7 protein-coding genes and 1 tRNA gene are annotated in these 12,920 nt (G+C 68.6%); 4 read left to right on the top strand and 4 right to left on the bottom strand.

Features of this window, described 5'->3' with window-relative positions; translation table 11 throughout:
* Positions 1–374: 374 nt before the first annotated feature.
* The 4 genes from rho to lysA all read right to left on the bottom strand — a co-directional run bounded on the left by rho (position 375) and on the right by lysA (position 5,987).
* Positions 375–2,273 (bottom strand): transcription termination factor Rho, encoded by a 1,899-nt coding sequence (gene rho, locus FB473_RS05380; RefSeq protein ID WP_341770034.1) that lies wholly within the window; start codon positions 2,271–2,273, stop codon positions 375–377.
* A 329-nt stretch (positions 2,274–2,602) separates the two neighbouring features.
* Positions 2,603–3,220, bottom strand: a complete 618-nt coding sequence (gene thrH / locus FB473_RS05375; RefSeq protein ID WP_167165420.1) for a bifunctional phosphoserine phosphatase/homoserine phosphotransferase ThrH — start codon at positions 3,218–3,220, stop codon at positions 2,603–2,605.
* 37 nt (positions 3,221–3,257) lie between these two features.
* The gene (locus tag FB473_RS05370) at positions 3,258–4,559 is read right to left on the bottom strand and encodes a homoserine dehydrogenase (protein WP_167165419.1); all 1,302 of its coding nucleotides are present in this window, start codon (positions 4,557–4,559) and stop codon (positions 3,258–3,260) included.
* 24 nt (positions 4,560–4,583) lie between these two features.
* Entirely contained in the window at positions 4,584–5,987 is a 1,404-nt protein-coding gene (gene lysA, locus FB473_RS05365; RefSeq protein WP_341770033.1) for a diaminopimelate decarboxylase, read from the bottom strand.
* Between the two features lie 128 nt (positions 5,988–6,115).
* Between lysA and FB473_RS05360 the strand changes: the two genes are divergently transcribed.
* The 4 genes from FB473_RS05360 (at position 6,116) to FB473_RS05345 (ending at position 12,869) form a co-directional block, all read left to right on the top strand.
* Positions 6,116–6,187: transfer RNA gene (locus tag FB473_RS05360), tRNA-Arg, on the top strand.
* A 71-nt stretch (positions 6,188–6,258) separates the two neighbouring features.
* On the top strand, positions 6,259–7,668 hold the full coding sequence (locus tag FB473_RS05355; RefSeq protein WP_167165418.1) for a glycosyltransferase 87 family protein: 1,410 nt from the start codon (positions 6,259–6,261) through the stop codon (positions 7,666–7,668).
* Positions 7,665–8,975 (top strand): glycosyltransferase 87 family protein, encoded by a 1,311-nt coding sequence (locus FB473_RS05350; protein ID WP_167165417.1) that lies wholly within the window; start codon positions 7,665–7,667, stop codon positions 8,973–8,975. Before FB473_RS05355 ends, FB473_RS05350 begins: the two co-directional genes overlap by 4 nt.
* Before the next feature lie 141 nt (positions 8,976–9,116).
* Entirely contained in the window at positions 9,117–12,869 is a 3,753-nt protein-coding gene (locus FB473_RS05345; RefSeq protein WP_167165416.1) for a multifunctional oxoglutarate decarboxylase/oxoglutarate dehydrogenase thiamine pyrophosphate-binding subunit/dihydrolipoyllysine-residue succinyltransferase subunit, read from the top strand.
* Positions 12,870–12,920: the final 51 nt, after the last annotated feature.

The following is a 12,920-nucleotide window of genomic DNA, read 5'->3' as shown; positions in this document are numbered from 1 at the left end:
CTGAGCCTGTCGAAGGGTCGTGGAGCTGTCGTCCGGAAGCGGGCTTCGACAGGCTCAGCCAGCGTTGCCCACATTGATCAGCGGGTCCCTAAAGAAACGCTGACCAACGATCCCTGAGCCTGTCGAAGGGTCAGGGAACTGTCGTCCGGAAGCGGGCTTCGACAGGCTCAGCCAGCGTTGCCCACATTGATCAGCGGGTCCCTAAAGAAACGCTGACCAACGATCCCTGAGCCTGTCGAAGGGTCAGGGAACTGCCGTCCGGAAACGGGCTCCGACAAACTCAGCCAGCGTTACCCGCATTGATCAGCGGGTCCATAGGCGCGGCGGCCTCCCGGCCGTTCCGCCGCTCGGAGCGAGGGAACGGCCGGCGCGGCTCAGTCGGCGCTGGGCGTGGTCTTGCTGATGAGGACGAGGAACTCGGAGTTGTTCTGGGTCTTGCGCATACGGCTGAGCAGCATCTCGAGGGCCTGCTGGTCCTCGAGGCCGGACAGCACCCGGCGCAACTTCCAGATGATGTCGAGCTCCGTGCGTCCCATGAGGAGTTCCTCACGCCGCGTGCCGGAGGCCTCCACGTTGATGGCGGGGAAGATGCGCTTGTCGGCGAGCTGACGCGAGAGCCGCAGCTCCATGTTGCCGGTGCCCTTGAACTCCTCGAAGATGACCTCGTCCATCTTCGATCCGCTCTCGACCAGCGCCGTGGCCAGGATCGTCAGAGAGCCGCCGTTCTCGATGTTGCGCGCCGCACCGAAGAACTTCTTCGGCGGATAGAGGGCCGCGGAGTCGACGCCGCCGGACAGGATCCGGCCGGAGGCCGGGGCGGCCAGGTTGTAGGCGCGTCCCAGGCGGGTGATGCCGTCCAGCAGGACGACGACGTCGCGTCCCAGTTCGACCAGGCGCTTGGCCCGTTCGATCGCCAGTTCCGCGACGATCGTGTGGTCCTCGGCCGGACGATCGAAGGTCGACGCGATGACCTCACCGGTGGTGGTCCGCTGGAAGTCGGTGACCTCCTCGGGACGCTCGTCCACCAGGACGACCATCAGGTGCACCTCAGGGTTGTTGGCGGTGACCGCGTGCGCGATCGACTGCATGACCATCGTCTTGCCGGCCTTGGAGGGTGACACGATGAGGCCGCGCTGTCCCTTGCCGATCGGGCTCACCAGGTCGATGATCCGGCCGGTCATGTTCTGCGGTGTGGTCTCCATGCGCAGCCGCTGCTGCGGGTACAGGGGGACGAGCTTGTTGAAGTCCGGGCGGTCCTTCATCTGATCGGGAGAGACCCCGTTGACGGTGTCGAGCCGGACCAGCGGGTTGTACTTCTCGCGGCGTTCGCCCTCGCGGGGCTGGCGGATCGCGCCGCTCACGATGTCGCCCTTGCGCAGCCCGTTCTTGCGGACCATCGACAACGACACGTAGGCGTCGTTCGGACCGGGCAGGTATCCGGCAGTCCGGACGAAGGCGTAGTTGTCGAGGACGTCGAGGATGCCACGCACATCGATGAGGACGTCGTCCTCACGCACGGTCTCGTCCACGCGATCGACGTCGCCTGACGAGCCCCGGTTGCGGCGGTTGCTGTTGTTGTTATTGTTCCGGTCGCGCTGCCGGCGATGCCGCGAGCGGCGGCTGTTGGGCTGGGACGAGTCGTCGTCCCGCGAGGGGCTGACCACGGTCGCGGGCGCCTGACGTTGGGTCGGCGCCAGATCGACGCCGGCGTCGGCCGGCTTGGTCTGCTCGGCGGGCCGGTTCGTTCCCCGCTCACGCAGGCGCTCACGCACCTTCGGGTCCTGGCTCAGTGCCGCCAGGCGGGCGCCGACCTCGTCCGACGTGCCGTCGGAGTCCACCACGGGCGCCGGCTCGTTCACACGCTCGTGGGTCTCACGCACGGGGGTCTCGACGCGGGCTTCGACGGCCTGCTCACCCGCTTCCTGGGGACGCTCGCCACGCTGCCGACGGCTGCGGCGCGAGGGCTGAGCCCCGTCGGACTGCGGACCGGCGACGACGGTGTCACCGGAAGCGGACGCCGCAGGCGTCTTCGCGGGCCCGGCCTCGGTCACGGCGGGCAACGCTTCCTGGTGGAGTTCTACGGCGCCCACGGAGGCGCGCGGCGTCGACGGCGCGGCGCCACGACCACGTTGGGACGCCTGGATCGCCGTCACAAGATCGGCTTTGCGCATGGTGCCCGCACCCTTGATGCCCATCCCGGAAGCCATTTTCTTGAGCTCCGGCAGCAACAGGGACGACAGGCCGGTCTGTGGGCCAGTTGAAGTCTCGGTCACGAGATTCCTTTCCTTTGGGGCTGTCCCCGCAGCCCCGACGCATCGCCACGGCTCGAATTGCACAGGCCTGAGGCGTGCTGATGTTCGGGTTCGGTCATCCGGATGATGTGAATCGGAGGTCACCCGAAGGGCGAACCGGTGGATCCGGTGGTCCTGAGGAGGTGGCCAGTCGTCCAGCTTTCTCGGACGCATGGGTTTGAACAATCAGACCCATGACGGCGTCTCAAATCGCCGTGCCGAGTCAAGGCTAGCAAATCATCCACCGAAATAACGACCCCGGGAATGCACGTATTCCCGTGATCCGTGCAGTTGTGAGCCGCGCAGGGCGGTCAGGACGCGGTGATCCGCTCCTGCGCCGCGAGGAATTGCGTGCGTAGCTCGGCGTAGTCGTACGCCACCGGATACTGCGGGAAGCGGTCGGCCAGGGCGCGCGGCGGGTTGAAGAAGATCCCCTCGTCCGCCTGACCGAGCATCGACGTGTCGTTGTGCGAGTCGCCCGCGGCGATGCAGGCGAACCTGACCTGCTGCAACGCCGCCACACAGTGCCGCTTCTGGTCGGCCATACGAAGCCGGTAGCCGGAGATGCGCCCCGCGGCGGTGACCTCGAGATCGTGGCAGAACAGTGTGGGACGGCCCAGCTGGACCATCAGCGGATCGGCGAACTGGTAGAAGGTGTCGGACAAGATGATCACCTGGAAGCGCTCGCGCAGCCAGTCGAGGAACTCCGGCGCCCCGGGGAGAGGCGTGAGACCCGCGATCACCCGCTGGATGTCGGCCAGACCCAGCCCGTGCTCGTCCAGCACCCGCAGACGATGCCCCATGAGCTCGTCGTAGTCGGCGATGTCGCGAGTGGTGAGGGCCAGATCGGCGATACCGGTCTGCTCCGCCACATTGATCCAGATCTCGGGCACGAGCACGCCCTCGAGGTCGAGGCAGGCGACGATCATCGGCGTCCGGCTTCCGGGATCCGGCCGGGCATGCTCATCACATGCCCTCGACGCGCATGAAGCGCACGGCTGCCTGCACCTGCGGGCTGGCCTGTAGGTCTGCGACGCATTCCAGCAAGTCGGCCTCCTTGGCCTCGTGGGTGAGCAGGTACAACTCGGCCGACGCGTCGCCGGCCTTGCCACCCGCGGGTGTCTGCTGCACGTCCTGCACCGAGATGTGGTGCCGGGCGAAGACGCCGGCGACCCCCGCCAGGACGCCGGGCTCGTCCTGCACCCTCAGCCGGACGAAGTAGCGCGTGGTCACCAGGCCCATCGGGGCGACCTCGTGGTCGTTGTACATGGGCTGCACGGGGCCGACGACGCCCCGCGACCGGTTGCGGGCCACTGTCACCAGGTCGCCGACCACGGCGCTGGCCGTCGGCGCGCCGCCCGCGCCCGGTCCGAGGAACATCAGGCGCCCCGCCGCAGCTGCCTCGACGAAGATGGCGTTGTACGCGCCCTTCACCGAGGCGAGCGGATGCGTGTTCGGCACCATGGCCGGGTGGACGCGCACGCTGATCTGGCCGTCGTCGAGGAGCTTGGCCACCGCCAGCAGTTTCACCACGCATCCCAGGCCGCGTGCCGCACGGATGTCCTGCGGCGCGACGCCGGTGATGCCCTCGCGATGCACCTGGTCGCCCCGGACGCGTGTGTGGAACGCGAGGCTGGCGAGCAACGCGGCCTTCGCCGCCGCGTCGTGCCCCTCGACGTCCGCGGTGGGATCGGCCTCGGCGTACCCGAGGTCCTGGGCCTGCACGAGGGCGGTCTGGTAGTCCATGCCCTCGGCGGTCATCTTGTCGAGGATGTAGTTCGTCGTGCCGTTGACGATGCCCATCACCACCTGGATCTCGTCACCGACCAGCGACTCGCTCAGCGGACGCACGATCGGGATCGCACCGGCCACCGCGGCCTCGTAGTAGAGATCGACGCCGGCGTGCTGGGCCGCGCCGAACAGCTCGTCCCCCTTGGCCGCCAGCAGTGCCTTGTTGGCCGTGACCACCGAGGCACCGTGCGACATGGCCTTGAGGATCAGGTCCTGCGCCGGGTCGATCCCGCCGATGAGCTCGATGGCGATGTCGATGCCCTCGCGTGTGACGAGCCCCTCGGCGTCCGTGGTGAGCAGGCTGGCGGGCAGGCCCGGTCGCGGCCGATCGAGGTTGCGGACGACGATCCCCACCAGTTCGAGCGGACGGCCGATGCGGGCCGCCAGGTCGTCACCGTGCTCGAGGATCAGGCGGGCCACCTGGCTGCCGACGGTTCCCCCGCCGAGCAGCCCGACCCGCAAGGGTTCACCGTCCATCGGGATTCCTCCTCCACTCACCGCTCACTCCCCCACGTCCAGGGCCAACAGGTCGTCCAGCGTCTCGCGGCGCAGCAGGGTCGTCAGCGACCCCTCGCGCACCGCGACCACAGGAGGACGCGGGGTGTGGTTGTAGTTGCTCGCCATGGCCCGACTGTAGGCGCCCGACGCCGGCACCGCGACCAGGTCTCCCGGCCTGATGTCGGAGGGCAGGAAGACGTCGTGGACGAGGATGTCGCCGCCTTCGCAGTGCTTGCCGACGACCCGGCACAACACGGGGGACGCGTGCGAGGCCCGGTTCGCGAGTGCGGCGGAGTACTCGGCCGCGTACAGCGCGGGCCGGATGTTGTCGCTCATCCCACCGTCCACGCTCACGTAGACCCGCTGGGCCCCGCTCTCAAGGTCGACGGGCTTGACCGTCCCGACGGTGTAGACGGCCATGGTGCTCGGTCCCACGATCGCGCGGCCGGGCTCGATCGACATCCGCGGCACCGGCATCGAATGGGCCCTCGCCTCCAGTGCGACGATCTCGCGCAGGTTGGAGGACAGCTCGTCCGGCGTCGAGGGGCTGTCGTCGCTGGTGTAGGCGATCCCGAAGCCGCCACCGAGATCGAGGTCGGGCAGCAGCTCGCCGGTCGCGTCGCGGAACTGCGCCATCAGCTTCATCGTGCGGCGGGCCGCCACCTCGAACCCGCCGGTGTCGAAGATCTGTGAGCCGATGTGGCTGTGGACGCCGATCAACGTGATCTGGGGGCTGTAGTGGCACCGGACCATCGCCACCATCGCCTGCCCGTTGGTGATCGAGAAACCGAACTTCTGGTCCTCGTGGGCGGTCGCTATGTACTCATGGGTGTGCGCCTCGACGCCCGGGGTGACACGCACCATCACTCGCGCGTGCCAGCCGTGCAGCTCGCAGAGCCGCTCGATGCGGCCGATCTCGTCCAAGGAATCGACGATGATCCGCCCGACCCCGGCCTGCAGGCCCGCGGCCAGCTCGTCGGAACTCTTGTTGTTGCCGTGCATCCCGATGCGCTCGGCGGGGAACCCCGCGAGCAGGGCGGTGCGCAGCTCGCCGCCCGAACACACGTCGAGGAACAGTTCCTCCTCGGCCACCCAGCGAGCGATCGTCCTCGTCAGGAAGGCCTTGCCCGCGTAGTAGACGTCCCAGCCGGCGAAGGCCGTGCGGAAGTCCCGGGCGCGCCGACGGAAATCGGCCTCGTCCAGCAGATAGACGGGCGATCCGGTCTCGGCCAGTGCGGTGGTCACGGGCATGCCACCGGTCACCAGCGCGCCGTCCGAGCCGCGGAACGTGGTGTCGCTCCACAGCGACGCATCGAGCGCGTTGACGTCGGCCGGTCGCTCCAGCCACTGGGGCCCCGGCGAGGAGACGTCCGCGTGGATCGCCCCGGCAACATGCATGTGGGTCACAATGTGCCATTGTCCCAGACGGCGCAGCCACGGGCCAGTCGCCGCCGAACGATGGAATCTGCGGCGGTTTCCGCTTCAGCCGCCGGGCTGCTAGCCTGAACTTTGCGCGCTGGCCGGCTTACGGCCATGCCCCCGTAGCTCAGGGGATAGAGCACCGCCCTCCGGAGGCGGGAGCGGGCGTTCGAATCGCCCCGGGGGCGCCCCATCGGGCCAGGTCATTCCCCGCGCCGTGGCCACCGAAGGTGAAGGGCTCCGGAAGGAAGGCACGGCAATGGACGAGGCACCCCACTCGTCGGGTGCCAGCAGGGCGAAACCACCGGTGTGGCATCGTCGGCTCATCTCGATCAGCCTCCGCGTGTTCCGCGACTGGGATCTCGAGACGCCCCGGAGCCTGCTTCTGCTGTGGTTCGTCGCACGCCTGGCGGTGCTCCTCGTGTGGGGGGTGCTCACCCCGTCCACACAGGGCGACGTCGTCTACTACTACGAGCACATCGAGAACATGATGAGCGTCGGCCCGGCGCAGACCATGACCGAATACCCGACGCCGGTGCTGTGGCTGCTGACGGTGCCCTGGCTGCTCGGGTTCGGCACCCAGCAGGGCTACGTGATCGTCTTCGTCCTCATGATGCTCGGGCTCGACATCTGGTACACCCTGGCCCTGTGGCGCCTCGGTGGACGCCTGGGGGCGCACGCGGCGGTCTTCTGGACGTTGTTCATCGCCTTCATCGGGCCGACCGTCTACCTGCGCTTCGACCTGGTCACCTCGGTGCTGGCCGGGGCCAGCCTGCTGCTGCTCCTGCGGCGCCGGTGGTCGGCCTCGGGCGCCCTGGCCGGGGCGGGTGCGGCGATCAAGCTGTGGCCCGCCCTCCTGTGGCCGGCCCTGTGTGGGGGCACCTGGCGTCACAAGCTGCGTGCGTCCCTCGGATTCTGGGTCACGGGAGGAGCGCTGGCCCTCGTCTCCCTCCTGTGGGCGGGGTGGGATCGCCTGATCTCCCCGCTCACCTGGCAGAGCGGACGCGGGCTGCAGGTGGAGTCGATCTGGGCGAGCGTGCCCATGCTGCTGCGCGCGACCGGCCTGTTCGACTACGCCGTCACCATCTCGCGGTACCAGGCCTTCGAGATCTACGGCCTCAGCGTGCCGTTCTGGGAAGCCACCAGCTCGATCGCCACGATCGTCGGCATGGTGGCGATCGCGATCGCCTACCTCGCTTGGTGGCGGCGGGGCCACGGGCGGGCGATGGAGGCGGCGGCGCTGATGCTGCTCGTCATCCTCGTCATGATCGCCACCAACAAGACCTTCAGCCCCCAGTACATGATCTGGCTCGGCGGGCCGCAGGCGGCCGCCTACGCGATCCTCGGCCGGCGGACCACCGATTCGCCCGGCTACGCCGGCGACCGGGCACGCGTGTGGCACACCTCGGTGATGATCCTGCTGATCACGCTTCTGACCGGTATCGTGTACCCGATCGGGTACGACCCCCTGGTGCGCGACACCACACTGGCCGGATGGGTCCGCTTCCCGATCACCGTCGTCCTCGTGATCCGCAATGTCCTCGTCTGCGTCCTGTTGGGGGTCGTGGTGAAGTGGGTCTGGGGATTCGTGCGCCCCGGCTCGCGGTCGGTGGGCCGGGCGGGCCCGACGCCCGCCGACCAGGACCACCCGACCATGGAGGACGCATGAGCGCCACCGCCGCGACGGCACGCCCCACTCCCCCCGTGCCTGCCGCGAGCCAGTCGGGACGAGCCGTCGCGGCGCTGGCGTCCACCGTGATCTGGCTGCTGAGCCGCGCCGTGATGGGCGTCCTGTGGTACAGGCGGGAGCAGTTCATCGACAACGACGTGCGCTACTACCTGTGGCAGTCGGCCTCCGGCGACATCGGGAGTTCCCTGGTGGAGTACCCGACCCCGATCGCCGTGTTCCTGGGTGTTCTCGCACGGGTGGCGGGCTCGTCCGAGAACACCTACGTCGCCACCTTCGTGGCGTTGATGTTCCTGCTGGACGCGGCGGCCACGATCTGGCTGTGGACGCGTTTCAGCCGCAGGGCGGCCACCTACTGGGCGACGTTCACCTTCCTCGTCGGCTCACTGATCTGGTTCCGCATCGATCTGATCCCGGCCGTCACGGTGCTCGCCGGACTGGTCTGGCTCAACCGCCGACCGGGATCGGCCGGGGCAGCCGTCGCGCTGGGGGCCGCGACGAAGCTGTGGCCCGCCGTCCTCGTGGCCCCCATGCTCGGCGTCGACCGGCCGGGACGACGCCGCGGCCTGGGCTTCCTCGCCGCGGGCGGCGCCCTGGGCCTGGTCTCCCTGCTGCTCTTCGGCTGGGAGCGCTCCGCCTCACCTCTGGTCTGGCAGTCCGACCGGGGCCTGCAGATCGAGTCGATCCCCGCCACGTGGCTGATGGCCCTGCGCGCCTTCCACCCCGATTCGTCGCACTGGCTGGAGTTGTCGCAGTACAACGCATGGGAGATCTACGGCCCGGGTGTGGACGCGTGGCTGGTCGTCGCCGACGTGCTGATGGGGCTGTTCGTGGTGCTCGCCGTCGTCCTGGCCTGGTTCATCGCCCTCGGCGGGGCCGGCCTGCCGGGCCACAGCGCCCGCGCCGCAGCCGATCCCGAGCGGAGCATGGCACGTACGCACGCGATCGTGCTGGCCCAGACCGCGTTGATCTGCGCCGTGATGGTCGCCAACAAGACGTTCAGTCCCCAGTACATGATCTGGTTGTCCGGGCCGCTGGCGGTGCTCGTGACTCTTCCGGTGCCGCGCCGACAGCGCATCGAGGCGCGATGGCTCGGCGGTCTCGGGCTGGTCGTCGCCGCGCTGACGCAGTTGGTCTTCCCCCTCGGCTACGGCGGCATTCTCGCGGATCCGCCCCATGTCTCGACCACATTGCTCCTCGTCGGACGCAACCTGCTGATGATCATTCTTACGGTGGCGACGGCCACTGCTGCCCTCCGTGAGGCCTGGCGACTGGGGAGCGTAGGGTAACGACCCGGAAAAAGACTCGCTGGCGGGGTTCACAAGGGGTGACCCAAGGCCGTTAGAGTTGACCATGCAACCACCGGCCCGCAACCGTGGGAACGGACTCACACCGGAAGGGGCGAGGAGTGGCCTGCGGCCACATCTGACATGTCTGACGACTTCGGCGCGAACGACTGGCTCATCGACGAGATGCGCGAGCGGTACCGGCAGGATCCCTCATCGGTCGACCAAGTGTGGGTCGACTTCTTCGAGGGGCAGCAAACCGCGGTGGCCAAGCCCACCGCATCAGCCCCCACGAAGCGAACGGTCGACGCGGTGGCCAGCCTTTCCGCGCGGCCCAGGACCACATCGACATCCTCCGCTCCCACCAGCCCGCGCCCCGCCGCGAGGCCCACCGGCACCGGCGGAGCGCCGATCCCGACCGTCGAACCGCGCAAGGCGGGGGTCGAGACCCCCAGCCAGCCGGGTGCGGCGAGCAGCCTCGGCCCCGAGGTCCCCAACCCGTACGAGCGCCCCACGTCGGCCTCGGACGAGCCGCGCCGGACCATCCTCAAGGGCGCCCCGATGCGCACCGCCCGGAACATGGACGCCTCCCGGTCGATGCCCACCGCAACATCGGTGCGCACCGTGCCCATGAAGCTGGTGATCGAGAACCGCGCGACGATCAACAACTTCCTGCGCCGCAGCCGCGGCGGCAAGGTGAGCTTCACCCACATCATCGGCTTCGCCATGCTGCAGGCCATCAACGCCGTTCCGGCGATGAACTCCAGCTACGACGAGACCGACGGCAAGCCGGTGCTGGTCGAACATCCCAACGTCAACCTCGGCATCGCCGTCGACGTCGTCAAGGGCGAGACCCGCCAGCTGCTGGTCCCCAACATCAAGGCCGCCCAGGATCTCGACTTCAGCCAGTTCTACGCGGCCTACGAGGCGATCATCCGCAAAGCGCGTGACGGCAAGCTGACCGTCGACGACTTCGCCCACACCACGGTCTCGCTCACCAACCCGGGCGGGCTGGGCACCAACATGTCGGTGCCCAGGCTCATGCCCGGCCAGGGAGTGATCCTCGGGGTCGGATCGATCGACTACGCCCCCGACTTCGAGGGGACGAGCCAGTTCAACCTCACCCAGATGGGCATCAGCAAGGTCACCACCCTGACGTCCACCTACGATCACAGGGTCATCCAGGGTGCTCAGAGCGGCGAGTTCCTGCGCGAGATCCACCGGCTGCTCCTCGGCGCCGACGGGTTCTACGAGCGCATCTTCGAGGCTCTTCGCATCCCCTACCCGCCGCTCAAGTGGGCGGCCGACATCCCGATCAACCGCAACCATCAGGTGGGCAGGCAGGCCCGCGTCGCCAGCCTCGTGCACGCCTACCGCGTCTACGGGCACCTGCAGGCCGACATCGACCCACTCGAGTACCGCATGCGCACGCACCCCGATCTGGAACTCGAGAGCCACGGCCTGACGCTGTGGGACCTCGACCGTGATTTCCCGGTCAAGCGCATCGGCGGGCAGGACGGGCTGTTCCTCACCCTGCGCCAGATCCTCGACATCATGCGCGACTCGTACGCCCACACCACGGGGCTGGAGTACATGCACATCCACGATCCCGAGCAGCGACGCTGGCTGCAGGAGCGCCTGGAGGGGCCGCACCAGCCACGCCCCCGCACCGAGCACCTGCGGATTCTCGATCAGCTGTCGGAGGCCGAGGTCTTCGAGACGTTCCTGCAGACCAAGTACGTCGGCCAGACCCGGTTCAGCCTCGAGGGGGCCGAGTCGGCGATCGTCATCCTGGCCCAGATCTGCGAGGAGTCCGCCGACGACGGCATCGACGAGGTGTGCATCGGCATGCCCCACCGCGGGCGGCTCAACGTGCTCACCAACATCGTCGGCAAGCTCTACTCCCAGGTCTTCCGCGAGTTCGACAACCGCGCCGACAGCGTCGAGGTGATCAGCGGCGACGTGAAGTACCACCTGGGCGCCGACGGCGAGTACACGGCCGCGAGCGGACGCACGGTGCGCACGTCGGTGGCCGCCAACCCGTCCCATCTGGAGGCCGTCGACCCCGTCCTGCAGGGCATCGCCCGCGCGAAGAACGACCGGCAGTCGTCCGACGGCGAATACCGGGTGCTGCCGGTGCTGATGCACGGGGACGCGTCCTTCGCCGGGCAGGGGGTCGTGTACGAGACCCTGCAGATGAGCCAGCTGCGCGGCTACCGCAACGGCGGGACGATCCACATCGTCGTCAACAACCAGGTGGGGTTCACCACCGGCACCGCCGAGGGCCGCAGCTCGATCTACGCCACCGACGTCGCCAAGACCATCCAGGCGCCCATCCTCCATGTGAACGGTGACGATCCGGACGCCTGCGCGCGCGCCGCGCAGATCGCCCTCGAGTTCCGTCAGAGGTTCGGCAAGGACGTCGTCATCGACATGCTGTGCTACCGGCGGCGCGGGCACAACGAGGGTGACGACCCGAGCTTCACCCAGCCGTTGATGTACGACCTCATCGCGAAGAAGCGCTCGGTGCGCAGGATCTACACCGAGCAGCTGATCGGCCGTGGCGACATCTCGATCGAGGACGCGGAGCAGGCGGTCAACAAGTTCCGGGCCCGCCTCGAGGAGGTCTTCACCAACGTCCGCGACCCGGAGGTGCCGCGCGAGGCCGACGAGTACCGGCTCGCCCCCGAGTACCCCGTGAAGCCGAAGCAGGGGCTCGCGACCCCCACCACCGCCGAGGCCATGGCCCGGGTCGCTGCCGTGTACAGCACCCTGCCCGAGGGCTTCCACGTGCATCCGAAGGTCGCCCCGCAGCTGGAACGCCGCGCGAAGGCGATCCTGTCGGGCCCCATCGACTGGGCGACCGCCGAACTGCTGGCCTTTGGCACCCTGCTGATGGAGGGCCACCAGGTACGCATCAGCGGCCAGGACACGCGCCGGGGGACGTTCAGCCAGCGCTTCGGTGCCATCGTCGATCGGACCACCAACGAGTCGTGGGTGCCGCTCAAGCACCTCACCGCCGATCAGGCCCCGTTCGACATCTTCGACTCCCTGTTGTCGGAGTACGCGGCGATGGGCTTCGAGTACGGCTACTCCGTCGCCGCCCCGGACGCCCTGGTCTGCTGGGAGGCCCAGTACGGCGACTTCGTCAACGGTGCCCAGACGATCATCGACGAGTTCGTCAGCTCCGGCTTCAGCAAGTGGACGCAGAAGTCCGGCGTCGTCCTCCTGCTGCCGCACGGCTACGAGGGCACCGGCCCCGACCATTCCAGCGCACGCATCGAGCGCTTCCTGCAGTTGTGCGCGGGCGACAACATGGCCGTCTGCCAGCCGTCGACCGCCGCCAGCTACTTCCATCTGCTGCGTCAGCACGTCCAGGTCAACTGGCATCGTCCGCTCGTGGTCGCCACGCCGAAGTCGATGCTGCGCAACAAGCTGGCCGCGTCCATGCCGGAGGAGTTCACCTCCGGCACCTGGCGGCCGGTGCTGGGCGATCCGACGATCGCCGACCCGTCCACGGTCGGCAGGGTGCTGCTGTGCTCCGGAAAGATCCGCTGGGAACTCGTCCGCGAGCGCAGCCGCCTCGGTCTGGATCAGAAGGTGGCGATCCTCAGCCTGGAACGCCTGTTCCCGCTCCCCGACCGGGAGCTGGCCGCCGAGCTGGCCCCCTACGGCCACGTGAGCGACATCCGGTGGGTGCAGGACGAGCCGTCGAACCAGGGACCGCGAGAGTTCCTCGCCGCCCACTTCCAGCCGGCGATGTCGGCCAGGCTGGGCCGGGAGTTCGATCTGGGGCTGATCTCGCGGCCGGTCGCGGCTGCGGCGTCCACCGGCTCGTACGCCGTACACACCCAGGAAGAAGAGAAATTGCTGGAATCCGCCCTCCTGGGCGGGTAGGGTCTCGCACGGCGTTTCCGTGATCCGCCCGAGGTCGCACGTTGGCCGAGT

The organism is Brooklawnia cerclae (assembly GCF_011758645.1).
GTDB lineage: Bacteria > Actinomycetota > Actinomycetes > Propionibacteriales > Propionibacteriaceae > Brooklawnia > Brooklawnia cerclae.
The sequence above is the reverse complement of the archived record's forward strand: the minus strand, read 5'-3'. Positions and strand labels throughout refer to the sequence as shown.

What these genes read in the sequence shown, in the direction of transcription:
- thrH (WP_167165420.1), bottom strand. Translation starts at nt 3,220, where the DNA reads ATGATCGTCGCCTGCCTCGACCTCGAGGGCGTGCTCGTGCCCGAGATC.
- FB473_RS05370 (WP_167165419.1), bottom strand. Translation starts at nt 4,559, where the DNA reads ATGGACGGTGAACCCTTGCGGGTCGGGCTGCTCGGCGGGGGAACCGTC.
- FB473_RS05355 (WP_167165418.1), top strand. Translation starts at nt 6,259, where the DNA reads ATGGACGAGGCACCCCACTCGTCGGGTGCCAGCAGGGCGAAACCACCG.
- FB473_RS05350 (WP_167165417.1), top strand. Translation starts at nt 7,665, where the DNA reads ATGAGCGCCACCGCCGCGACGGCACGCCCCACTCCCCCCGTGCCTGCC.
- FB473_RS05345 (WP_167165416.1), top strand. Translation starts at nt 9,117, where the DNA reads ATGTCTGACGACTTCGGCGCGAACGACTGGCTCATCGACGAGATGCGC.